The sequence below is a fragment of the Exiguobacterium sp. s128 genome, from assembly GCF_018618815.1.
GTDB classification, from domain to species: Bacteria; Bacillota; Bacilli; order Exiguobacteriales; family Exiguobacteriaceae; genus Exiguobacterium_A; species Exiguobacterium_A antarcticum.
In genome coordinates this window covers 95,524-119,831 of record NZ_JACSMT010000001.1, presented here as the reverse complement: position 1 = coordinate 119,831, position 24,308 = coordinate 95,524, and the positions used below count along the sequence as shown (strand labels likewise).

At 49.1% G+C, this 24,308-nt stretch carries 26 protein-coding genes and 1 other annotated feature; of the genes, 24 read left to right on the top strand and 2 right to left on the bottom strand.

The window, feature by feature from the left end; genetic code table 11:
• Position 1 precedes the first annotated feature (1 nt).
• The 21 genes from KNQ13_RS00620 (at position 2) to KNQ13_RS00520 (ending at position 19,031) form a co-directional block, all read left to right on the top strand.
• The gene (locus tag KNQ13_RS00620; RefSeq protein WP_026829953.1) at positions 2 to 1,666 is read left to right on the top strand and encodes a GspE/PulE family protein; all 1,665 of its coding nucleotides are present in this window, start codon (positions 2 to 4) and stop codon (positions 1,664 to 1,666) included.
• On the top strand, positions 1,663 to 2,706 hold the full coding sequence (locus tag KNQ13_RS00615) for a type IV pilus twitching motility protein PilT (RefSeq protein ID WP_014970916.1): 1,044 nt from the start codon (positions 1,663 to 1,665) through the stop codon (positions 2,704 to 2,706). Before KNQ13_RS00620 ends, KNQ13_RS00615 begins: the two co-directional genes overlap by 4 nt.
• 4 nt (positions 2,707 to 2,710) lie before the next feature.
• On the top strand, positions 2,711 to 3,928 hold the full coding sequence (locus KNQ13_RS00610) for a type II secretion system F family protein (protein WP_209547891.1): 1,218 nt from the start codon (positions 2,711 to 2,713) through the stop codon (positions 3,926 to 3,928).
• A gap of 138 nt (positions 3,929 to 4,066) precedes the next feature.
• Positions 4,067 to 4,594 carry a type II secretion system protein gene (locus tag KNQ13_RS00605; protein ID WP_026829952.1) on the top strand — a complete coding sequence of 176 codons (528 nt, stop codon included), beginning with the start codon at positions 4,067 to 4,069 and terminating at the stop codon, positions 4,592 to 4,594.
• A gap of 56 nt (positions 4,595 to 4,650) precedes the next feature.
• Entirely contained in the window at positions 4,651 to 5,406 is a 756-nt protein-coding gene (locus KNQ13_RS00600; RefSeq protein ID WP_026829951.1) for a prepilin peptidase, read from the top strand.
• An 18-nt stretch (positions 5,407 to 5,424) separates the two neighbouring features.
• Positions 5,425 to 7,167 carry a fimbrial assembly protein gene (locus tag KNQ13_RS00595; RefSeq protein WP_209547892.1) on the top strand — a complete coding sequence of 581 codons (1,743 nt, stop codon included), beginning with the start codon at positions 5,425 to 5,427 and terminating at the stop codon, positions 7,165 to 7,167.
• Entirely contained in the window at positions 7,164 to 7,889 is a 726-nt protein-coding gene (locus KNQ13_RS00590) for a hypothetical protein (protein ID WP_026829949.1), read from the top strand. Before KNQ13_RS00595 ends, KNQ13_RS00590 begins: the two co-directional genes overlap by 4 nt.
• 107 nt (positions 7,890 to 7,996) lie before the next feature.
• Positions 7,997 to 8,575 (top strand): Maf family protein, encoded by a 579-nt coding sequence (locus KNQ13_RS00585; RefSeq protein WP_014970910.1) that lies wholly within the window; start codon positions 7,997 to 7,999, stop codon positions 8,573 to 8,575.
• Positions 8,576 to 8,622: 47 nt separating this feature from the next.
• Positions 8,623 to 9,255 (top strand): RadC family protein, encoded by a 633-nt coding sequence (radC, locus tag KNQ13_RS00580; protein WP_193363389.1) that lies wholly within the window; start codon positions 8,623 to 8,625, stop codon positions 9,253 to 9,255.
• Positions 9,256 to 9,416: 161 nt separating this feature from the next.
• Entirely contained in the window at positions 9,417 to 10,451 is a 1,035-nt protein-coding gene (locus KNQ13_RS00575) for a rod shape-determining protein (protein WP_014970908.1), read from the top strand.
• 14 nt (positions 10,452 to 10,465) lie between these two features.
• Entirely contained in the window at positions 10,466 to 11,350 is an 885-nt protein-coding gene (gene mreC, locus KNQ13_RS00570) for a rod shape-determining protein MreC (protein ID WP_014970907.1), read from the top strand.
• Positions 11,343 to 11,846: a rod shape-determining protein MreD gene (gene mreD / locus KNQ13_RS00565; protein WP_014970906.1), complete on the top strand. Its 504-nt coding sequence runs from the start codon at positions 11,343 to 11,345 to the stop codon at positions 11,844 to 11,846. The genes mreC and mreD overlap by 8 nt, the downstream gene beginning before the upstream one ends.
• Before the next feature lie 3 nt (positions 11,847 to 11,849).
• Positions 11,850 to 12,524, top strand: coding sequence for a septum site-determining protein MinC (locus KNQ13_RS00560; protein ID WP_014970905.1), 675 nt, complete (start codon positions 11,850 to 11,852; stop codon positions 12,522 to 12,524).
• A 50-nt stretch (positions 12,525 to 12,574) separates the two neighbouring features.
• Complete coding sequence (minD, locus tag KNQ13_RS00555) at positions 12,575 to 13,378, top strand: septum site-determining protein MinD (RefSeq protein ID WP_026829947.1); 804 nt, start codon at positions 12,575 to 12,577, stop codon at positions 13,376 to 13,378.
• A 63-nt stretch (positions 13,379 to 13,441) separates the two neighbouring features.
• Positions 13,442 to 14,782, top strand: a complete 1,341-nt coding sequence (locus KNQ13_RS00550; protein WP_026829946.1) for a ribonuclease E/G — start codon at positions 13,442 to 13,444, stop codon at positions 14,780 to 14,782.
• Between the two features lie 75 nt (positions 14,783 to 14,857).
• Positions 14,858 to 14,927, top strand: a sequence feature (ribosomal protein L21 leader region).
• Between the two features lie 15 nt (positions 14,928 to 14,942).
• Positions 14,943 to 15,251 carry a 50S ribosomal protein L21 gene (gene rplU, locus KNQ13_RS00545; RefSeq protein WP_012370978.1) on the top strand — a complete coding sequence of 103 codons (309 nt, stop codon included), beginning with the start codon at positions 14,943 to 14,945 and terminating at the stop codon, positions 15,249 to 15,251.
• A gap of 3 nt (positions 15,252 to 15,254) precedes the next feature.
• On the top strand, positions 15,255 to 15,593 hold the full coding sequence (locus tag KNQ13_RS00540) for a ribosomal-processing cysteine protease Prp (RefSeq protein ID WP_026829945.1): 339 nt from the start codon (positions 15,255 to 15,257) through the stop codon (positions 15,591 to 15,593).
• Between the two features lie 14 nt (positions 15,594 to 15,607).
• Positions 15,608 to 15,886, top strand: a complete 279-nt coding sequence (gene rpmA / locus KNQ13_RS00535) for a 50S ribosomal protein L27 (RefSeq protein WP_012370976.1) — start codon at positions 15,608 to 15,610, stop codon at positions 15,884 to 15,886.
• Between the two features lie 116 nt (positions 15,887 to 16,002).
• Entirely contained in the window at positions 16,003 to 16,386 is a 384-nt protein-coding gene (locus KNQ13_RS00530) for a hypothetical protein (protein ID WP_251027278.1), read from the top strand.
• Positions 16,387 to 16,401: 15 nt separating this feature from the next.
• The gene (gene obgE, locus KNQ13_RS00525; protein WP_014970900.1) at positions 16,402 to 17,697 is read left to right on the top strand and encodes a GTPase ObgE; all 1,296 of its coding nucleotides are present in this window, start codon (positions 16,402 to 16,404) and stop codon (positions 17,695 to 17,697) included.
• Positions 17,698 to 17,747: 50 nt separating this feature from the next.
• Positions 17,748 to 19,031 (top strand): hemolysin family protein, encoded by a 1,284-nt coding sequence (locus KNQ13_RS00520; RefSeq protein ID WP_014970899.1) that lies wholly within the window; start codon positions 17,748 to 17,750, stop codon positions 19,029 to 19,031.
• 87 nt (positions 19,032 to 19,118) lie between these two features.
• Here the strand turns inward: KNQ13_RS00520 and KNQ13_RS00515 are convergent, their stop codons facing one another.
• Together KNQ13_RS00515 and KNQ13_RS00510 are read right to left on the bottom strand one after the other, a co-directional pair.
• The gene (locus tag KNQ13_RS00515; RefSeq protein ID WP_209547893.1) at positions 19,119 to 19,661 is read right to left on the bottom strand and encodes a transcription repressor NadR; all 543 of its coding nucleotides are present in this window, start codon (positions 19,659 to 19,661) and stop codon (positions 19,119 to 19,121) included.
• A 19-nt stretch (positions 19,662 to 19,680) separates the two neighbouring features.
• Complete coding sequence (locus tag KNQ13_RS00510; protein WP_026829943.1) at positions 19,681 to 20,772, bottom strand: cysteine desulfurase family protein; 1,092 nt, start codon at positions 20,770 to 20,772, stop codon at positions 19,681 to 19,683.
• Positions 20,773 to 20,868: 96 nt separating this feature from the next.
• On the opposite strand from KNQ13_RS00510, the gene KNQ13_RS00505 reads away from it, so the two are divergent.
• From KNQ13_RS00505 to nadA, 3 genes are read left to right on the top strand one after another with little or no spacing between them, the layout of a single operon-like run.
• A complete protein-coding gene (locus KNQ13_RS00505) occupies positions 20,869 to 22,296 on the top strand; it encodes an L-aspartate oxidase (RefSeq protein WP_026829942.1) in 1,428 nt (475 codons plus the stop codon).
• Positions 22,265 to 23,107 (top strand): carboxylating nicotinate-nucleotide diphosphorylase, encoded by an 843-nt coding sequence (nadC, locus tag KNQ13_RS00500; RefSeq protein WP_209547894.1) that lies wholly within the window; start codon positions 22,265 to 22,267, stop codon positions 23,105 to 23,107. Before KNQ13_RS00505 ends, nadC begins: the two co-directional genes overlap by 32 nt.
• Positions 23,097 to 24,194 (top strand): quinolinate synthase NadA, encoded by a 1,098-nt coding sequence (gene nadA / locus KNQ13_RS00495; protein WP_026829940.1) that lies wholly within the window; start codon positions 23,097 to 23,099, stop codon positions 24,192 to 24,194. The genes nadC and nadA overlap by 11 nt, the downstream gene beginning before the upstream one ends.
• Positions 24,195 to 24,308 lie beyond the last annotated feature (114 nt).

The window sequence follows — 24,308 nt, the reverse complement described above, 5'->3', positions numbered from 1 at the left end:
AATGGCAATGAAACGAAAACGGTTAGGTGAAATGCTGTTAGAAGAAAGTGTCGTGACGGAAGCGCAGATCGAGGAAGCGTTATCCGTCAAGCGGACGACGGAAAAACTAGGAGACACGTTATTACGACTCGGCCACTTAACGGAACAACAATTGATTGAAGCGTTGCACCATCAACTTAAGATTCCCGTCATCCAACTGTATAACTACCCGGTCGATGTCGCCGTGACGAAACTGATTTCAAAAGAACTCGCTCAACGGCATACGCTTGTCCCGGTTTACCGTGAGGGGAACCGCCTGTTCATCGCGATGGCAGACCCGATGGACTTGATTGCCATCGATGATTTACGTCTTCAGACAGGGTTAATGATCGAAGTAGGGCTTGCGACACGCGACGAAATTCGCCGGACGATCTTAAAGTATTATGACATTGATTCTTCATTACGGGAATTGCTCGAGTCGGATGAGATGATGATTTCGGATACATCACGCGATACGGTGACCCGTGAAGATGCTCCGATCATCCGTTTGGTCAATCAAATGCTGGAGAACGGTATTTCACAACGGGCATCGGATATCCATATGGATCCACAAGAAACATCCCTATCGATCCGGATTCGGATTGATGGTGAATTACGGACGGAAAACAACTATCCGAAACAGATCCAAAATATTTTGACGACCCGGATCAAAGTCATGAGTGAGCTTGATATTACGGAATCCCGGTTACCCCAGGATGGACGGATTAAGTTTCTGTATAACGGCGTCGCGTATGACTTCCGGGTGTCGACGTTACCAACCGTCTACGGCGAAAAAGTCGTCATTCGGATTCTTGATAGTTCGAACTCCAACATCTCGATTGCAAAAATCGGATTCAGCGAACGAAACGAACACCAATTTCGTGAGATGCTGAAGCGACCGAACGGTATCATTTTGATCACGGGACCAACCGGGTCCGGAAAGTCGTCGACGTTGTATGCGGCCTTAAATGAACTAAATGACGAGACACGGAACATCATCACCGTCGAAGATCCAGTCGAGTATCAAGTCGATGGCATCAATCAGGTGCAGGTCAACTCGAAAATCGGTCTGACATTTGCAAGTGGGCTCCGTTCGATCTTACGGCAGGATCCAAACGTCGTCATGGTCGGGGAGATTCGTGACATCGAGACAGCGGAGATTTCGATCCGGGCCTCACTAACCGGTCACCTCGTCCTGTCGACGCTACACACGAACTCTGCCGTCAGTTCGATCACTCGATTGATCGACATGGGGGTAGAACCGTTCCTGGTCGCCGCATCCGTCACGGGACTGATTGCCCAACGTCTTGTCCGCCGGGTGTGCCGCGATTGTGGCGAAGTCCAACCGTTATCGAAACGGGAAGAAGAATTATTTGCCCAAGAAGGGATTTCAGCGACAACCGTCATGCGGGGACGCGGCTGTTCATCGTGTAATATGACGGGTTACCGGGGACGTCTGGCGATTCAGGAAGTCGTCATGGTGGATGAAAGCTTACGGCGGATGATCATGAACCAGTCAACGGAGAGTGAAATCACGATGTATGTAAGATCACAAGGACAACGTTTATTGTTGGCTGATGGATTAGCCAAAGTCGCACAAGGAATCACGACGACGGAAGAAATCCTCCGGACGGTGATTTCCGAATGAGTACGATGGAACGTGCCCAAATTGAAGATATCTTACGATCGTCGAAAGAAAAAGAAGCATCTGACGTTCATCTGACGGCGGGGTCACCGCCGGTCTTTCGGATTAACGGAACGCTGACACCGTTCGGAACAGACAAAATGAAACCGATCATCATCGAAGGATTCGTTCGCTCCCTTATTACCGAGGAAATGTTTCTGCAGTTAAAACAGGATCGGGACATTGATTTTTCATTTGGGGTGACGGGAGTAGCGCGGTATCGTGTTAATTGTTTTTATCAGCGCGGCGCCTTGTCGATGGCGTTTCGGACGATTCCGACCGAAGTCCCGACGCTTGAACAATTAGCGTTACCACCGGTCTTAAAACGTTTTCTGACGAAACCACATGGCTTGATTCTCGTGACAGGTCCGACGGGCTCCGGGAAATCGACGACACTGGCCGCGATGATCAATGAAATCAACCAGACGATGTATAAACGCATCATCACGCTCGAAGATCCGATTGAGTATTTACATAGCCACCAGAAAAGTCTGATTGACCAACGGGAAATCGGCATCGATGCGCCGCGTTTTGCGACCGGCTTACGATCTGCCCTCCGGCAAGATCCGGATGTCATTTTACTTGGTGAGATGCGTGACCTCGAGACGATTTCGACCGCGGTCACGGCAGCCGAGACCGGCCACTTGGTGTTTGCGACCGTCCATACGTCGACGGCGGCCTCGACCGTCAGTCGAATCATCGATGTGTTCCCGTCGGAGCAGCAAGATCAAATTCGGGCGCAACTGGCAAATGTCTTAGCCGGCGTCGTGTCGCAACGTTTGATGCCGCGAACAGACGGCACGGGACGTGTTGCCGCACTGGAAATCATGGTCGAAACACCTGCTGTCTCGAACTTGATTCGGACCGGGAAAGAGTATCAGCTTCAATCCGTCTTACAAACGGGAAAACAGTACGGAATGCAGACGATGCAGATGGCATTACAAGACTTAGTAAGTCGTGGCTTGATCCCAGCATCTGCCGCGACACCTTACATATCGGGGTGAATCCATGACAGTCTTCAAATACGAAGGTCGAACGATGACCGGCAAACGAAAAAAAGGCAAGATTACGGCCTTGACGAAGCGAGAAGCGGCGGAGCGGTTGCGGACGGATCAGATTGCCGTGACGTTACTCGAGAAACAAGAGTCAAAAGGATTAAATACAGAGATTACATTTTTAACGGCAAAACCCAAAATCGAACATCTGGTCATGTATGCCCGCCAGTTCGCAACACTCGTCCGGTCCGGCGTCTCGATCGTCAAAGCGACGGAGATTCTACGCAAACAGACCGACTCGAAACCACTCGAACGGGCACTTGTCGAAGTCGAGGATGACTTACGCAGCGGTGTCCAGTTTTCGCAAGCAATCGAAAAACATCCACGTGTCTTTGATACGTTTTTCGTCAGTATGGCCATGGCAGGGGAGGCAAGCGGTAACTTGGAGGAAGCACTCGATAATATCGTCACCCAACTTCAGAAGCAATACGAAATCAAACGGAAGGTCATCTCGGCCTTGATTTATCCGGCGGTCGTTTCGGTCGTCGCAATCGGTGTCGTCGTCTTCTTGATGCTGAATGTCGTCCCGACGTTTGCTTCGATTTTTGATCAGCTTGGCAGTGAACTTCCCCTGATTACCAAAATCGTCGTCGCCGTATCTGACTTTTTTGTCGCTTACTGGTGGGTGTTGTTACTGATTGCCTTTGGCCTGCTTGGGTTGCTGTACTTCAACTTGAAGAACGAACGCCAACGCGTCATCTTTGATCGTTTGTTACTGATGATTCCGGTATTTGGTCCATTGATTCAAAAGTCACAGATTGCGCTCATGACGCGTGGACTGGCCGTTTTACTCAATGCCTCGGTTCCGATTCTTACGTCACTCGACATCACGGAACGGATCGTGACGAACCGGGTCATCCGAAAGGGGATTGCTGCAGCGAACGAAGCGATGTCGCGTGGTATCCCGATGCATGAACCGTTAGCGAAAAACAAGTACTTTCCACCCCTCGTGACACAGATGATTGCGATTGGGGAAGAGTCAGGACGACTCGACTCGATGCTGACCGAAGTCGCTGACTTTTATGAGACGGAAGTGGAAACGACGACCGACCGCCTGAAGTCGATCATCGAACCGTTACTGATCGTCGTTCTGGCCGTCATCGTCGGTGGCATCGTCATCGCCGTCGTCGTGCCGATGTTCAAGATTTACTCCGACATCCAAGCAAGTTGACAACTGTCAAAACATTTACCTGTTGTAGAAAAAATACATTTTCTACAAAAAATATGGTGCTACTATAATAGTATTCATCTGGACAGTATGACCTATACGCCAGAAACAGTAAAAAAGTACTAGGGAGGAATAATAAACATGTTAGAACGCCTAAAAGAGATCTGGTTAGATGCTAAACAAATGCGTGACGAGCGCGGCTTGACTTTGATCGAGTTACTCGTTGTTGTCGTTATCTTAGGAATCATCGCAGCAATCGCTGTCGTCGCAATCGGCGGATTGATCGAGAACTCACGTAAGGATGCGGTTGTATCCGATGCGAAACAATTGGTTGCAGCGGCAAAATTGTATACATCGTCTAATCCTGTTCAACCTGGAGAAGTAGTGAAGCTCGGAATCAAAGAAGATAAGAAAAATATTACTCCATCAACAGCAACGACTAAAGGAACTGCAGCAGCTCCACGAGTCGATACTTTGGAAAAATACATCGATGAAATGAAAGATTCATTGAATTCTGATGCAGCCTACAAAGATTCATTTGTTGTTGTGACAGAAGAAAATGGAACTTATGAATATAAAGTTACTTTAACAAGTGATTCAACGGATTATGACTATTTTGAAGGTGTAGATCCAGGAGCACTAAAGCGTTCTGCAATCAAAGAAAAGTAATATCCACCCCCATCTCGGGGGTTTTTTTCTGAACTTTTTTAAGGAGGGAACGCACGATGACTATCGTTTTCACCGTTTACTTTTTTCTGATTGGAATGCTTGTGACCTCATTTACGAACGTCGTCGGCTTACGGGTACCGGTCGGGGAATCAATCGTCCGTCCGCGGTCCCATTGTCCGAACTGTGGTCATGTCCTCGGACCGCTTGAACTGACACCTGTCGTCGGTTATGTCGTGCTGGGCGGGAAATGCCGGACGTGCCAGTTACCGATTTCGATCAAGTATCCGGCGCTTGAATTGCTTGGCGGCATCCTGTATGCCTATGCCTTTTATCAATTCGGCTGGTCGATGCAATTTGTCCTGTCGATTCTGTTGACGAGTCTGCTCAGCATCCTCGTCATGTCCGATCTTGCCTACATGCTGATTCCGAATAAAATCTTATTATTCTTTTTACCGATTAGTCTGATTGTTCGCTACCTTTCTCCCCTTGAGAACTGGTATAATCCAATTATTGGCGGATTCGTCGGATTCTTTCTATTGTTCGTGATCTTTCTTGCCTCACGTCAAGGAATGGGGGCAGGCGACGTCAAGCTGTTTGGGATCCTCGGGATTTTTTTAGGTCCACTCTACGTCGTCATCGCGTTGTTCGTCTCCGCTTTTGTCGGTTCGATCATCGGACTGACGTTGCTTGGCTTAAAACGAGTCGAACGGAAACAACCGATCCCGTTTGTCCCGTCGATTGCAATCGGCACGTTACTGACATATTACTTTGCGGACGATTGGATAAAGCTTTATCTCGATCTGTTCCTCTAGGAAAGGAAGAATCTACATATGGCGCAAGCTAGGCGCAGAGGTACATATATCTACTTTAATTTTACAGATGTCGGGATTTTCGGAGCGGTCGTCAAAAAAGGTGTCATCAAACGCCGTGCTGTCGTCTCGCTTCCACCCGGTACACTCCAAGGAGGCTGGCTTCAACCGGAAGCTTCGTTCGATCTGATTTTTGAAAGTCTGCTTGCGAAACTAAAAGTCCCACGTGGCTCGCAAGCCGTCTTAGCAATGGACGGTTCGCTTGTCCTCGCCCGGAAACTCGAAATTCCGGAGACGGTCGAGACAAATCAGATCCGCGGGTACTTGTTCATGGAACTTGGACACAGTATCGTCCTGCCGTTTGAAGAACCGTACTTTGATTACACGCTTCTTGAAGAAAACGGAAAACGGGAAATCATGTTATACGCGGCACCAAACGAAGCATTAAAGCAATATATGGAGTTGTTTAAACAAAAACGTCTTCGTTTAGTGGCAGCAGAACCGCAGCCGCTCGCAACGTTTTTTGGTCTCGATTCCTTGTATGAAGTCGAAGCCGACAGCAATCTATTAATTTGGAACGTTAACGCGACAAACCACCAGTTGATCATCATCGAGGACAAAGTCCCACGACTAATTCGTTCCGTCGATACCTTTGTCGCAAATGCCTGGGACGTCGATGTCATTGATGACCGATTGCACTACCGGTATAAATCGGATGATGCAAACGTCGAATTCATTTTAGAAGAGATGTTACTGGAATTTTCACGGGTCCTTGATTTTTACCGTTTTTCATTAGCTCGCGACGGTCGGGAAATCAGCCGGGTCATGTTGACGGGAGACTTCCCGTTTCAAGAGGAACTGGTTCGACGATTTGAAGCGAACTTTGATGTTCGTCTCGAACAAGTCCCGGAGGTGCTGGATGTCGTCAGTCAACCGATTCCGAAATCCTACTTACCACTCGTTGGGTTGGCGACGATCCATAAAGACCGGATCAATTTGTTGCCGGACAGTGATGTCGCTCCAAAGTTCCCGTTAGTCGCTTCCCTGATTCTGCTAGTCTTTGGTGGGATGATTGGGGGATATCTCTACTGGCAGACCGATCAGTTCGCGGACCGAATTGAAACAGCGAACAACCAGATTCAAATCGTTCGCACGTTGCAATCGGAGTCCGCACAATCGGCTAAACAAGAAGTCGCGCAGCTGAAAGAAACGGTCGAGGGGCTTGAGGCGACGCCTCGTCCTGCCGTTCCGGCACTCGAACGGATTACGCGTTACTTACCGGAACGCGGTTATATCTTACAGTTTGCGTATGGCGCCGATCACCTTGTGACGATGAATGCCCAGTTTGAAACACTGGATGAATTAAATGGGTTTTATCGCCAATTGTTGACCGATACCGCTTTTACCGGGATTACATTGACGAGCGTCACGACAAAAACGATGAACGAAGAAGCAGAAGTCGTGACGTCGACGACGGTTGATCCGACGACAGGGGAAGAAGTGCCGACGACGACCATCACCCCATCGGATGAAACCGAGACGGAAGAGCCGCGGTATATCGGACAATTTGGTCTGACGATCGTCCCGGCAGAAGTCATCAAAGGGGAAACGAATCAAGCCGATCCGGACGCTCCAAAAGAAGATGGGACAACCGATTCGACGACGGATCCGGAAGCGAATCCGACGGAAGAAGTCGATCCGGCAACGGAGCCGGAACCGGGTGAAGTCGTTTCGACTGAAGTAGAGGAGGTGGAAGAAAATTGAAACGATATAGTAGTTTCATTCTTCTGGCCTTGACGGTTCTATTGATCGTCGGTGGACTTGCTTATTTTGGATATACGACCTATACGACGTATCAAGAACTGAACCAAACGGAAGCCACACTCGAACGGGAACAGATGGCACTTGAAGCCGCTAAAGCGAACGAGCAGAAAGTCGATGTTGCGGAATCAAGTTTCTTGCAAAAACAAGTGCCTGTCTTACCGGCAAACGATGATGTCATCGATGCGATCAATGCAGCGAGTCAGATTGCCGGTGTCAAGGTTCAGGCAATCACGTTTGGAACGGCGGGAGCCGAGACACCAGCGTCTCCAGTTCAATCGACACCAGTCGTCGATGGTGCGATGGCGACGGAGTCCGAGGCGGAAGCCGCGCAGACGGCAGAGCCGGTCGCGAAGACAAGTGCGACGGCGTTACCAGCATCCTTGACGGTCGAAGCTCCCTCGTATCTGGAACTGATGGCCTTCCTCAAGCAGATCGAACGGACGGACCGGATCACGATTTTACGACAGATTCAACTGACGGGACCGGATGAGCCCGGTCCAGGCAGCCAAACGATTGTCCTGGAAGACGAGATGATGTCCTTTACGGTCGAAATTGAAAGTTATTACCGTCCGGACCTAAAACAATTGATTCCGGATAAGCAGACACCCTTACAGGAAACGACGCCCAAATCGGATCCGTTTGTCGATGTCACAGGTAACTAAACAGTAGACAAGTGTTTTTCCGACTCGGAGAAGCACTTGTTTTTCGTTATACTAAAAGATAATGCCAGTAAGACTGGTCGAAAAAGAATGAAAAGAGCGTGATACTGATGATAACGCAACACCAATTGATTCTGGCTTCGGCGTCGCCTAGACGAACGGAACTGTTACGACAAATCGGCATCCCGCATACCGTACGACCTGCCAACGTACTCGAAGAAGCCCCTTATCCGATGTCGTCTGAGGACTACGTGATGTATCTGTCACAAAAAAAGGCGAGGGCCGTCGCACGACCTGGAGAAATCGTCTTAGCCGCCGATACGGTCGTTGCGCTCGATCATCGGATTCTTGAAAAACCGGTTGACCGGGCAGCGGCGCTCGAGATGCTGCGGCTGTTATCCGGGCGGACGCATGAAGTCGTGACCGGTGTGACCCTCTTGACGGACGAGCGGGAAGAGACGTTTACCGTGACGACGACGGTCCGCTTCTGTCCACTCCCGGAAAGCTGGATGTTATCGTATGTCGCGACTGACGAACCGTACGATAAGGCCGGAGGATACGGCATTCAAGGTACAGGCGGTCTATTTGTCGAAGCGATTGACGGTGATTATTATAATGTCGTTGGATTGCCGATCAATCCGATCAGCCGTCGCCTTGAAACGTTTGGAATCAAACCGATGTTCGCGTAATTCCTCGTACAGAAAGGTCGGATGCAGTGATTGAATGGCCAAAGGATATGATTCAGTTAAAAGGTTTGGCACAGGCGACGACAGTGGAGTTGCTGGCATGCCTCGTTCGGAGCGGGACACGGAATCGGGGACCACTCGAAATCGCAGAAGAGTTACTTGAGATTTACCCTTCGTTGATTGAACTCGAAGCAGCGGGCGTCGGTGGACTTGAGAAGGCGCCGGGCGTCGGAAAAGCAAAAGCCTTACAAATCATGGCGGGACTGGAACTCGGTCGTCGACTCGTCACGGAACCGAAGTGGGTGCGACCGGTCGTCCGTTCACCGGAGGATGCCGCTGAACTGTTGATGGAAGAGATGCGGCTATACCAGCAAGAACACTTCATCTGCCTGTATCTGAACACGAAAAACGAAGTCATCTCGAAAAAAACGCTGTTCATCGGAGGGTTGAATACGTCGATTGTTCATCCGCGTGATATATTCCGGGAAGCGATTCGTTGCTCGGCAGCAAGCTTCATTGCCGTCCATAATCATCCGTCGGGTGATCCGACACCGAGTCGGGAAGATATCGAGGTGTCAGAGCGGATGGTCGAGGCCGGAAGACTGATCGGAATCAGCTGCATCGATCACCTCGTCATTGGTCATGGACAATTTATTAGTATGAAACAGCGGGGATTTATGTAAGAATAACGTCTGAGGGGGAAGGAGACTTCCCGACCTTAGGCGTTTTTTCTTTTTCATCAATTCATGAACTGTAAACAAGCTGTAACGTTTTAACGCTTTCCAAGGAAGGCTTTTCCGTTATAATTAGTGAAGTGTATTCTCAGAGAGGGGTTTTTTGAATAATGTTTGGATCATTTAGCCGTGAAATCGGCATTGACTTAGGTACGGCAAACACGCTTGTGTATGTGAAGGGGCAAGGTATCGTCGTGCGCGAACCTTCCGTTGTCGCATTCCGTACGGATACAGGAAAGATTGAAGCGGTAGGTAATGCAGCAAAAAACATGATTGGACGGACACCGGGGAACGTGACGGCACGACGCCCGATGAAAGATGGGGTTATCGCCGATTATGAAACAACGGCTACGATGATCAAATACTTCATGGATCAAGCAACGAAGAAAAAAGGATTATTTTCGTCAAAAACAAACGTCATGATTTGTGTACCAAGCGGCATCACATCAGTCGAAAAACGTGCGGTCGAAGACGCAGCGAAACTGGCTGGAGCACGTGAAGCGTATACGATTGAAGAACCGTTTGCAGCCGCAATCGGAGCCGGTCTTCCGGTCTCTGAACCAACGGGCTCGATGGTCGTCGATATCGGTGGCGGAACAACGGAAGTCGCTGTCATCTCACTCGGTGGGATCGTGACAAGCCAATCGATTCGTGTTGGTGGAGACGAGATGGACGAGTCCATCATTCGTTACATCAAATCGAAGTACAACTTGATGATTGGTGAGCGGACAGCTGAAACGTTGAAGATGACGATTGGTTATGCGCGGATTGATGAAGAGTCAGAAAACGAAACGATGGACATTCGTGGACGTGACCTCGTGACAGGACTTCCGAAACAGATCGAAGTCACGAGTGCAGAAATTTGCGACGCCTTATCGGATACGGTCGATGCCATTTTAGCCGGTGTCAAACATACACTCGAACAGACACCACCAGAACTTTCAGCAGATGTCATGGATCGTGGGATCGTCTTGACAGGTGGCGGCGCGCTCCTCAAAAACTTGGATGCGGTCATTGAAGATGAAACACGCATTTTGACACTCGTTGCAGAAAATGCACTCGATTGTGTGGCGATTGGTACAGGAAAATCACTGGAGATGATGAATGTATTGCGTTCGAAATCAGGCATCTCACAAAAAAGATAAGGACGGGATGAGCGATGAAGCGATTTTTAAATAATCGAAAACTGCTCATCACACTCCTTAGTTTTCTCCTTTTGGTGATCTTAATCGGGATTTCGCTGCAAGGGCGTAACCAAACCCACTGGTATCAAAGTTTTGTCCGCGATACGGTTGGGGTGGGACAACGTCTTTTTGCGACACCGATTGGCTGGATTGATGATACGGTCACTTCGGTTAAAGAAGTGCGAGATGTGTATAAGGAAAATGAGTATTTAAAATCACGACTGGGTGATTATGCGGGAAACTCCGTCAAAGTCCGCGACTTGGAACGTGAGAACAATGAATTAAAAGACATGTTGAAGTTAAAAGGATCGATTCGTGATTACACTTTACTACCAGCAGAAATGATTGGTCGGACGTCGTCTGAATGGCAACGCTTCGTGACGGTCAATATCGGAAAAGAACAAGGTGTCAAAACCAATATGGCAGTCGTGACAGCAGATGGTCTGATTGGTCGTGTCATCCAGACGAGTGCCTATACGTCACTCGTTCAATTGTTATCCGATACAAGCCGGACGAACAATGTTTCGGCCGTTGCGGACGATACGAAGGGGAAAGGGGTTTTCGGGACGATCGAAGGATTTGATGAAGAAACGAATCTCTTGAAGTTCACGAAGATACCAAACGATGCCAAACTGAAAAAAGGGCAAACCGTCACGACATCCGGTCTTGGTGGCAAGTATCCAAGCGGTATCGTCGTCGGGAAGATCGAGCAAGTGAAATCGGATCAATACGGTGCTTCGAAAATCGCATACGTCAAGCCGGCAGCAGACTTCGAACAGTTTGGTCACGTTTTCGTGATCCAACGAGAAGCGAAGGAACCTTTCGCTGAGACCGACAAGGGAGGGGACACTAGTGAATAACATCAAGTTGTTTTTCGCCGTGTTCCTTCTTTTTATCTTGGAAGGGACACTCTTTGCGGGTCCGCTTGGGGATGGTTCGCCGTATGTCATCCACGTCACGTTGATCGCCTTGATGTTTTTAGGACGTTACGGAAAAATCGAACAGGCGCTTGGGTTCGGTCTGTTGTTTGGACTGTTGTATGATTTCGTCTACTCGGATATCATCGGAATTTATTTATTTGCGTTATCTGCCATTCCGCTTTTTAGTAGCTTCGTGCTAAAATATGTAAAGGAGAACGTATTAACGATCATCGTCACCTTTACGTTCAGCGCCATTTTGTTTGAACTGGATATTTATTTCTTCACGGCTTCGGTCGTAGGTGTCGACGTTCCCTTTAAGGAGCTGGCGACGCAAATCATTCCAAGGAGTCTCATTGCCCAGTTGGTTGGGATCATCGTCTTGTATTATCCGATGACGCGACTGGTGCAATCCACATTTGATGAGAAAAGAGGATGAGTCATGATTGAGCGTAAGCGTTATGTAACGATGAAAGGTCATCGTGGTGGCCTCGCCGTCTATGTAAATGAAAGGTGCAGTGTGGATGAATTTCTTGACGATTTAGAATTGACGCTTGCCGACAAATCCGTCGAGAACGGACGCGCCGTGCCGATTACCTTCTTCTTCGGTCGACGTTATGTCGACGAAGGCGTTGTGACGGCTGTCGAGTCCATCGTCGCGCGTCATGATTCATTTTCGTTTAACGGCTACGACAGTGAGTGTCTGACGAAGGATGAAGCGAAAGCGCTCTACGGCGAACGAACGTTTCATTACTTTGGCGGCACGGCCCGCAGTGGGCATGTCGTAGACGTCGAAGGGTCGATTGTCGTCATCGGCGACATCAATCCCGGGGCCGTCGTGCATGCGACGGGCAGTATTTATTGTCTCGGCGCATTGCGGGGAACCGTTCATGCAGGGAAGGGTGGGAATCAGCAAGCTGTGATTGCCGCAAGTATCTTGCAACCCAAATGGATTTCGATTTCCGACTTCGTCTACGAAGATCCGGATGATGCGCCGTTAAAGGCATTAGAAATGGGTTGTGCTTTTGTAGGAGACACAGGGGTTGAATTTTCCCGTCTTCAAACCGTCCCGCTTGCGCGGATGGATCAGTTTGCGATTGATAGTGAAAGAGGGTGACAGATATGGAACAAGTGAAAGAACAGGTACATAGAGATGCGAAAACGCATGTGGGGCGTGCCATCGTCGTCACATCTGGTAAAGGTGGAGTCGGGAAAACGACGACAACCGCAAACATCGGTACAGCACTTGCGCTGATGGGCCATTCGGTTTGTCTCGTCGATACGGATATCGGTCTTCGGAATCTGGATATCGTACTTGGACTCGACAACCGAAGTATCTACAACATTGTTGATGTCGTGACCGGGCAATGTAAACTGCATCAAGCCCTCGTTCGTGATAAACGTTTTGAAGAAATGTACCTGTTACCTGCTGCCCAGTCTAAGGATAAATCATCCGTCACACCGGAACAGGTAAAAGCCATCATTGATACGTTAAAACTGGACTACGAATTTGTTTTGATTGACTGCCCGGCCGGGATTGAACAAGGGTTCATGAACGCGATTGCCGGTGCAGACGAAGCGGTCATCGTCACGACGCCAGAAAAAGCGGCGGTCCAAGACGCAGACCGGATCATCGGGATGCTCGAACGTTCGGAACGTAAGATCGTGCCGAAACTTGTCGTCAACCGTGTCCGTTCGCATATGATGGCATCGGGTGATATGCTCGATATCGATGAAATCATGCGTATCTTGTCGATTGATCTGCTCGGATTGATTGTCGATGATGAGGAAGTCATCGCGGCGTCGCACCGAGGTGTCCCTGTGACGATGAATCCGGATAACCGGGCCGGTCTCGGTTACCGGAACATCACGCGACGGATTCTGGGGGAGTCGGTCCCTCTGCTCGATATCATGGAACAACCACAAAAAGGATTTTTCGTGAAGCTGAAAAAAATGCTTGGCATGAAATAAGATGGGGAAAAATAGACTAGAAGGGTTTTATGCTTCTAGTCTATTTTTCATGGAGGAATGAAGATGAAATGGATTAGTGAACAGACCCCGTCCTTGGAACGGGTGGCATTAGTAGAAGGCGGTCGGGTCATCGAATACCACGAACGGATGCGGGATGAGATTCGTGTCGGGACGTTGCTCCATGCAAAGGTCGACCGATTGCATCCGACGCTTGAGGCGGCATTTTTGATTGCGACGGATGGCACGCCACTGTATTTGCCGATCAACGAAACACTGGAGACGCTACGCCGTTATCCGGACGTTCCGACCATAGGACAAGCCGTCCAAGTCGGGCAGACGTTGCTCGTACAGGTCGTCAAGGAAGGGGCAACACCGAAACAGCATAAAGTCACACAAAATATTACGTATGGCGGACGTTTCCTTGTCTATTTCCCGTATGGTCGCCGTGTCCGCTTCAGCCGGAAGCTTGATCTTGTTGTCCAGCAACAACTCGCGAAGAGGATTACACTGGAAGCAGCAGAAGGGCTATTGTACCGGACGGAGGCGGCACAGGCCGAAGCCACGGTACTGATTGCGGAACTCAACCAGTTACGTGCACGCCATCAGCACATGTTGCGACAGACGACGTTAGAACAAGATGAATCGTTGGTCATTCAAGAAGCGAAACGCCTGAGTCATGTCGAAGAAGCCCTGGTGACACATCGACTTGATAAAGAACGACTCGAACAGATGGGCTTACGGGTTGAACGACCCGTCGTGAAAGGGCGCCTACCCGCAATGGAGCAAGTGGACCGGACGATCGAAAAAGCGCTCGATAAGGTCGTCTGGTTAGACGGTGGGGCATACTTGTTGATTGAGGAAGTCGAGACGATGACCGTCATCGATGTCAACAGCGGCAAAATGATTTCCGTCAAGGAACAAAAACGGACCTTTGATCAAATCAATGAAGCAGCAGCCGTCGAAATCATGCGCCAACTCCGTTTACGTAATATTAGCGGAATGATTGCCGTTGATTTTTTACGTGGCTCGAGCAAAGGGCAGACACGGGTGACGCAACTCTTGAAGGAACGGGCCGCACACGAATCGAAACAGGTTGAAATTTATGGTTTTACGAAGATGGGCTTGTGTGAACTGACACGGCAACGTCACGGGAAGTCATTACTCGAACGGTCACTCGATCAGGGACAACCGTCTCGGATCGCGATTCATCGGCAACTCGAACCTCGTTTAAAAGAAATCGCCACGTATGCCGAAGCCGCTGTCGTCCGGGCACCCCTTGCTTCGCTCAGTCCATTGTTACTTGAAGAAAGTCCACTCGAACTGATTCTTGTAGAAGGTGAAACGGGAATTTTATTTACGGGAACAAAAGTCGACTGTGACGACTTTGTTAAAAGACAACAATAATTCGGGTAGAACGTTATTGACAATCTGCCTCATCGTTTGGTATTCTGAATAACGTTAGTTCGTTTGGAAGCACCCAAATGACTACAACCGCACAGACCGGGTCTTAAAGCATCCGCTGCCCGTGATGGCGAGTCTGAGTTCCTAAGAGGAGGTGCACGTAATGTACGCAATTATTAAAACTGGTGGTAAACAAGTTAAAGTCGAAGCTGGCCAAGAGATCTACGTTGAGAAATTAAACGCAGACGTCGACAGCACAGTAGAATTCGGCGAAGTCTTGATCCTTGGTGGTGACGATGTTAAAGTCGGCGCTCCACTCGTAGAAGGTGCGAAGGTCGTAGCAACGGTCATCAAACACGCTCGCGCGAAAAAGATCACTGTCTTCAAAATGAAAGCTAAAAAGAACTACCGTCGTAAGCAAGGTCACCGTCAACCTTACACGAAGGTCCGCATCGAGAAAATCGAAGCGTAAGCCATGATACGTGTCAAGATTCGACGAGATGAAGCGGAGTTAATCCGTTCCATCGAAGTGACAGGACATGCCGAGTTCGCTGAGCCTGGTTTGGATTTAGTCTGTGCCGGCACATCAAGTGTGATTTTCGGGGCATACAATGCCATCGAATCACTGCTCGGGCAGGTCCTGCTCCTTGAAATGGCAGAACAACAAGAAGGTGGCTACTTTTATGTAGAACCGTATGCTGACTTAGCACCGGATGTCAGTGAACGCACCCAATTGTTACTCGAAGCGACATTGGTCCAACTCGGAACCATCGCTGAAAGTTACGGTGAGTTTATCCAACTTGAACAAATATAGGAGGTGGATTCCACATGTTGAAACTTAATCTTCAGTTCTTCGCATCGAAAAAAGGGGTAGGTTCGACAAAGAACGGTCGTGACTCGCAATCGAAACGCCTTGGGGCGAAACGTGCAGACGGTCAAACTGTTTCTGCTGGTTCAATCCTCTACCGCCAACGCGGTACGAAGATTCACCCAGGTATGAACGTCGGACGTGGTGGCGATGATACACTTTTCGCAACTGCAACTGGTGTCGTTCGTTTCGAACGTCTCGGACGCGACAAAAAACAAGTCAGCGTTTACCCAGCATAAGTGATCGATGAAGCAGACTCTAGCCACTTTCAGGGGTTAGGGTCTGTTTTTTTTAGGAGGGAACGACTGATGAAGGATGAGCAGGTACTGGATCTTTTGAAGTCACTTCGTCACGAATGGTTGAATCGATTTGTTCAGTCTACCGGGAACAAGCGTCACGAGAAGGGCGACTTTCCTTGATTGGATTACCGAAAACGGCGCTCACACTGCAACGAGCAGATTGGACAGGCCTAACTGTCGAATATGATGTAATCGAAAGACCAAAGCAGTTGGATGATACACGTCTTGCGACGATTGTAGAAGCTGCGATTGACATGATAGAAGTGGGAAATGGAGAAGTATCCGTGACCTTTCATGAGGGCGTGACCATCGAGATCTATCGGGATCTACTAGATATGTCGCGCCTTAAAGATCTAGTGACGCCGATGGAGATCGAGTCACAGACGGAACATGAGTGTGTGATTGAAATCGAAAGTCTTCCTGTAGAGGAAGAACAGTAATAGGAGGGATCTGACATGTTTGTCGATCAGGTAAATATTTATGTAAAAGCAGGAGATGGAGGACGCGGGCAAGTTGCGTTCCGTCGCGAAAAGTACGTTCCAGATGGTGGTCCAGCTGGAGGAGATGGTGGGCATGGTGCTCACGTCGTTCTCGAAGTAGATGAAGGACTCCGGACGTTGATGGATTTCCGTTACAAACGACATTTCAAAGCGGTTCAAGGTGAAAACGGGATGTCAAAAGGGATGCACGGTCGTAAGGCTGACCATCTCGTCGTTAAAGTACCACCGGGCACGGTCGTCTACGATGATGATACGGATGCAGTCATTGCCGACCTCGTCCATCACGGACAACAAGCCATCGTTGCCAAAGGTGGACGCGGTGGACGTGGGAACTCACGTTTTGCGACTCCAGCGAACCCGGCTCCGGAACATGCGGAAAACGGTGAACCAGGTCAAGAAAAGTATTTGAAGCTCGAATTGAAAATGCTCGCAGATGTCGGACTGGTCGGGTTCCCAAGTGTCGGGAAATCGACGATGTTATCGATCGTCTCAGCAGCCCGTCCGAAAATCGGTGCGTATCACTTCACGACGATTACACCGAATATCGGTGTGGTCGAAACAGAAGATAGCCGCAGTTTCATCATGGCCGATCTACCCGGTCTGATTGAAGGCGCAAGCGAAGGTGTTGGTCTTGGTCACCAGTTCTTACGTCACGTCGAACGGACAAAAGTCATCGTCCACGTCATCGATATGAGTGGAATGGAAGGACGTGATCCGGTTGATGATTACAACATCATCAACAAAGAGCTTTCGGATTACAACCTTCGTCTGACGGAGCGTCCGCAAGTCGTCGTCGCAAACAAGATGGATATGCCGGATGCCGAAGAAAATCTTGAAGCCTTTAAAGAAGCCTTCCCGGATTTAGAAGTTTTTGCGATTTCTGCTGCGACACGTCAAGGATTACGGGATCTCTTATTCCGGATTGCTGACCTCGTTGATGCGACACCTGAATTTGGTCTGGAAGAACTTGAAGAAAAAACAGCGACACCACGTGTTGTCTATGGTTATGAAGCACCTGAAGCTGGATTTACGGTTTCAAAAGATGAAGATGATTGCTTCGTCATCAAAGGACCGCGGATCGAGAAATTGTTTACGATGACGAACTTCATGCGTGAAGAATCGATCAAACGTTTCGCGCGGACATTACGTCAAATGGGTGTCGATGAAGAATTACGTAAGATGGGTGCGATTGATGGAGACGTCGTTCGAATCCGTGACTTCGAATTCGAATTCATCGAGTCATCATTCTAAGGTTAACGCATCTGAACAAGTTCATTTGAGAAATGGAGTGTGAGAGCATCGTGGACCCACTTCCCGCGATTCAGTTCATCTGGTTCTTCGTCTTACTAGTCATTTCAGCATTCTTTTCGTCTTCTGAAACAGCGTTATCTAGTGCGAATCGGTTACGAATCCTGCATCAGTCGGAAGAGGGTAGCCATCGTGCGACACAAGCGCTCCGGCTGTTGCAACGTTACGAAGAGACGTTGACGGCCATCTTGATCGGGAATACACTGTCTAACCTTGGTGTAGCGATGATCGGTGGCTGGTTAGCGTTATCGTTATCAGCTGATTTGTTGGTACAAATCAGTATCGTCTTCTTGACGTTTCTGTTCATTTTGTTGTTTGGTGAGTTGATCCCTAAATCCTATGCGCGGGAACATGCGGAAACGTATGTATTTTGGATTAGTAGTCCGTTGCATCTATGTTTAGTCTTCTTTAAACCGATCATCTTTTTATTCCTCAAGTTACGGCAAGCAGCGTTGGTACTGATCGGGGCAAATCCGAAAGGACCTCTTGTCACGGAACAGGAACTTCGTGCCCTCGTCGATATCAGTCAGGAAGAAGGCATCATGGATGAAGCGAGTGCGGAAATCGTTCATCGAGCCGTCGACTTTAAGAATGTCACGGTCGAAGAAGCATTGACACCGCGAACGGATATTCAAGCGATTGACATCGATGACAGTTTTGATGACATTTTACGTGAAGTCCAAAAAGGTGGATTCTCGCGGTTACCGGTCTATAAAGATTCGATTGATCATATCATCGGTGTCTTATCGGAACGTGACTTTTTGCGAGAATTCGTCAAACATGGACGCGTTGAGATTCGAGAATTGATTCGACCGGTCTCGTTTGTCGTCCCGCAAACGCATATCATCGATCTGTTACCAGAGCTAAAGGTCAAACAATCCCATATGGCGGTCGTGCTTGATGAATTTGGTGGGACGGCAGGGTTGATCACGCTCGAGGACATTTTAGAAGAACTAGTCGGTGAGATTTGGGATGAACACGACGAGTCACTGGAATATACCAAACAAGTGAGTCCGAACCGTTATGAATGTCTAGCCGAATATGACATTGAAGATTTTTGTCATCAGTTCGGACTGGAGATGCCAGACACGGAAGCCCAATCACTTGGTGGGTGGATCATGGAGAACGTCGGTCACATTCCGGAAGCTGGAACCCAGATGGTTTATGGACAAGTCAGCTTCACTGTCCTTCACGTCGAAAACCGGCGTGTCCGGACGATTTTGGCGACTTTTCCAAATGATGCACCAGGCACTGAATCGATAGATGAACACATATGATGCACTCCCAAAAGGTCCATTCCGTTTTTTCGACGGAATGGACCTTTTTGATGTGGCACTTATCTGATGAGAGTGGTTGCGTCCAGCTTAGGCATCCAGTTCTGAGACGAGAATACCTAGACGATAAAGTGCTTCAATGGCCGCTTCGAGTGCTGCTTCACTATCGGCTTCAAGCGTATGGAGATGGACACCATCGGTCAAACTAGACAAAGGTGTTGCTTGTGTCTCTTCTAATTGTTCGATCAAAGCCCGAACATCACGTCGGCTCTTCAGCATCAATTCTCCTGTCAAAAATCCATAAACCGGATGTTCGACGATGACATCACGGATGATGACACCTTCATCCACGATCGCATCACATTCTGCCTTCAGCTGATCAATACCATGACGGCACACGACTTTTCTGATGTGGCGTGAGGCGTCGAGCTCTGGATCATTCAACAAATAGCCGCGTGCGGTCGCGACGACAGGATATCCTTTTGCCTTTAATAAGGATAGATCCTGGACGATGACTTGGCGGCTGACACCTGCCTGCTTGGCAAGTTTAGTTCCAGTGACCGGTCGTTCGCTCTCCTGAATCATTTGTAATAATTCTTGCCGGCGTTCTTCCCCGGATTGTCTTCTTTCCATGACGACTCCTACCTTTCCATTAATCTGAGTCCTCTAGAGAACAAAGGACATCGATACATCGCTTCACTTCTTCATCGGTCGTCATTCGACCAAAACTCAGGCGGATTAAGCCATGCGCAGCCGTATCATCAAAACCGATCGCTCGTAAGGTCGCGTTTGGTCCGTTTTCGCCTGCGCGACAAGCACTTCCCGCCGAGACGGCAATCCCAGCGCGGTTCAGGGCGAGAAGGACGAATTGACCATCCCGTTGTTTCGTGTGGATGGCACAGATCGAGTCGAGTTGTTGAGGCGATTCAATGATTTGATACTGAGAAGAAGGAAGTCTTTTTTTTAGCATACCACGAAATCTTTTGCTCGATGTCTGGATCTGCTGATTTTCCTCTCGGTAGCGGCTGCAGGCCATCAGGAAAGCTGCAATCCCCGGGACATCAACCGTTCCTGGACGAATCCCGTATTCATGATGGGCTTCATAGTAGGGACTGAACAAGGGGCGACGCAGATAGACAGCACCCAGTCCTTTTGGTCCGTACACTTTATGACTGCTGATCGTATAGGCATCGACATCTGTCAAGTGGACCGGTTGTTTCAAAAATCCTTGAATACCATCGCAATGAAACAAAAGACCACGTTGACGGCAAAAAGCAGCGATGTCTGCGATCGGAAAGATGAATCCGGTCTCTGAATTGACATGCTGGATCGAGACGACACCGACCTCTTCCGTGCATGCTTCCTTGAATTGAACCCAATCAAACTCACCTGTCGCTTGTAAGCTGATGGTAACCGTTTTAGTCGCCAATCGTTTTAAGGGCAAGGTCACGGAATCGTGTTCTGACATAAGTGTCAAGACAGTTGTCTTTTTACTTTGCCGCAATAAATGACTTAACGCAATGTAATTGGCTTCCGAACCACTCCCTGTAAAAATAATGGTTCCTTCCGTCAACTGTAACCATGTCATCAATTGAGTACGTGCTTGGTCGAGCAGTTGGAGGGCGGCATCTCCCGCGTCATGAAGCGAGGAACTGTTGCCATACGCCCGTTCTGCTGCTTGTCGATACTGTTGTAGCGCATCCGGGTGCATCGCTGTTGTGGCGGCATGATCCAAATAAATCATAAGTTATCGTATCCTTTCATCTTGTCACTCAGCTAAAAATATGCCAAACTTATTGTCAAGTCAATAGTAAAGACAAATAATAGGGGTGTAAATCAAATGTCATTACATAAAAAGATAGAAGTAGATGTTTTGATTATCGGTACAGGACTAGCGGCAGTTTCCGTTGCACTCCATCTCCCATCCGAAATGAACGTCTTGCTCGTTTCAAAAGGGAAACGGACAGAAACAAATTCCATGCGGGCACAGGGAGGGATCGCTTCCGCATATTTAGAGCGTGACCACTCCAGTCATCAAGCAGATACGATACAAGCCGCAAAGGGACGGACAGACGAAGAAACGATCGCCTTCATCACGGCAGCGGGACGACAGGTCATTCAAGAGTTGGAAGCGTTTGGTGTTACGTTTGACCGTCAAGCAACAGGCGCCTATGCCTTAGGTCAAGAAGGAGCACATACGATACCGCGTATTTTCCATAGTGGGGGGGACCGGACAGGTGAACGGATGATGACGCAACTGCTCCGTCAACTCCCGCATCCAATCATCGAAGATACCGTAATCACAGAACTGATGACCGTCAAGCAACAAGTTGTCGGAGCGCGAGGATATCAAGGGGAGACACCACTCCTCATCTCAGCCCGGGCCGTCGTCTTAGCAACGGGCGGAATCGGAGGATTGTTCACGGCGTCAACAAATGAGCCGTGTCTGACGGGTGACGGTTTGGCGCTCGCCGCTCACGTCGGAGCGCGGTTATCAGATTTAGGTTATATCCAACATCATCCGACTGTGCTGCTTCATGACGGTGTCAGTCACGGTTTGATCACAGAAGCATTACGGGGTGCCGGAGCCTACTTGATGACGGCAGACGGGCGACGCGTAATGGCGGATCATCCGCAAGGCGATTTAGCCGCGCGGGACGAAGTCGCATCGATGATTACGGCAACACGGTGCAAGGAACCTGTTTATCTGAATACGACAGCAGTCGAACGACTGGAAACACGATTCCCGACATTTGTTGAAAAATGTGAAATGTTGAACATACGTCCGGAGTTAGTCGAAGTGACGACCGGTGTGCATTTTATAATGGGAGGAATCGAGACGGATCAAGCCGGACGAACGACGGTCTCTGGTCTGTACGCGGTTGGGGAGACCGCTTCGATTGGACTGCACGGAAAAAACCGGTTGGCGTCGAATTCACTACTGGAATGTTTTGTGATGGGAAAAGAATTAGCGTTACAGCTTCAGCTGCCTTATCGGAGACCATTACCTGAACCAACCGACATATCCGGTATAGACGTGATGACCGATCCGTCATTGACGGATGTCTTACGTGTCAATCTCGAACTAACTGGACTCGAACAGACGCTTCGAACCTATAAAAAGCAGCGCTCTGAACCGGGAAGGGGACGAGAGGCAGAGTTGAATCGACTCAAACACACCACCGCCCGACTTTTACTGGAAGGCGCAATTGAACGATTAAAAGGAGAGCAACAGGATGAACAGATGGCATCTGCAACAACAGCTTAAAGATTTTTTGATCGAGGACATCGGTCATCAGGACGTGACGAGTGAAGTTTGTCTGACCGGCATGGAGCAGGGCGTCGGACGGTTCATTGCTAAGGAATCAGGGATATTTTGTGGGGAGGACGTCTTGATCGAATTGGCGCGACTACTTGCCGTCGAACATGAAACGATCGTGACAGACGGACAAGCGATTGTTCGCGGACAGGTGTTAGCGAACTGGTCGGGACAATTACGCTCGATTTTGACGGGTGAACGGGTGGCATTGAATCTCATTCAACGGACGTCAGGCATTGCGACGTTGACGCAGCAAGCAGTCAGCCAGGCGGCCGGAAGAGTTCGGATTACAGATACACGAAAGACGACACCGGGATTACGAATGCTTGAGAAACATGCGGTCCGGATCGGAGGCGGCTTTAACCACCGCGGGCGGCTCGATGATGCTGTCATGATCAAAGATAATCACATCACCGTCGCCGGTTCGATCACGGCGGCCGTCGAACGGGCAAAACAACAGGTCGGTCATACGACACCGATCGAAGTCGAAGTCGAGACCGGTGAAGAAGTTAAAGAAGCTGTCGCAGCAGGGGTCGATATCATCATGCTCGATAATCGATCGCCGGAGGAAATCAAGACGTTCCGGAAATGGATTCCGAAACAGATCACAGTGGAGTTATCAGGTGGAATCACGCTTGATACATTACCGGCGTATTGTGATACCGGGGCAGATTACATCTCACTCGGCGCATTGATGCACTCGGCACCTGCATTAGACATCAGTATGAAAATCGTAGGAGGAAAAAAAGATGAACGTTGATTTATTTACTCACCAGGGAATTCCACGAACATACTTGGAGAAAACAGACGAAGAATTAGTGTCGTTGATTGAAAGTGTCAAAAGCCGGATGGGAACCCGACTATTTTTACCGGCTCATCATTATCAAAAAGATGAGGTCGTTCAGTTCGCGGATGCGACCGGAGATTCGCTTCAACTGGCACAACTCGCGAAAAAGATGACAGAAGCGGAATACACCGTGTTTTGCGGGGTCCATTTCATGGCAGAGACAGCAGACATGCTGACTGAAGCAAGTCACACGGTCGTTTTACCCGACATGCGGGCAGGTTGTTCGATGGCGGATATGGCGAATGGATTTCAAACAGAACGGGCTTACGAAATCCTCAGTGACCGGCTCGGTCAATCGATTCTTCCGTTGACCTATGTCAACTCGACCGCGGAAATCAAGGCATTTGTCGGTCGTCATGGCGGAGCGACCGTCACCTCGTCCAATGCGGTCCAAATGGTCGAATGGGCACTTGCTGAGCGTGATATCCTCTTTTTCCTGCCCGATCAACATTTAGGACGGAATACGGCGCATGCCTTGGGTGTTCCGTTAGAGCAGATGGCTGTTTGGGATCCGATAGCGGACGAACTGCTGTTTGATGGAGTGGATGCCGATATCCGCGTCGTATTGTGGAAAGGGCATTGTTCCGTCCATGAAAAATTCACCGTCGGACAGATTGATCAGTTCCGGCGGACGGAACCGGATCGAACGATCCTTGTCCACCCGGAATGTTCATTTGAAGTCGTTGATGCGTCTGACTTGAATGGATCGACAGCCTATATCATCGATCAGATAAAACGGGCGCAACCGGGAACGAAATGGGCGATCGGGACCGAAATGAATCTTGTGCAACGACTGGCATACGACCACCCCGAACTGGATATCGTTTCCTTGAATCCGTTCATGTGTCCGTGTCTGACGATGAACCGGATTGATTTACCGCACCTCGCCTGGTCATTGGAGCAAATCGAAGCCGGCCATCCGGTGAATGTCATCACCGTCGATGCTGACACGACCCGTTATGCGGTCCTTGCGCTCGAACGGATGCTCGAACGTTCATGAACACATCCGATCCTCTACTATCTGGCAACGGATGGTAGAGTTTTTTTGTGGAATTACGTTTTGAAGAGCTTCCGCGTTATATGCTACAATAACACGAGAGTTTGTTAATGGATG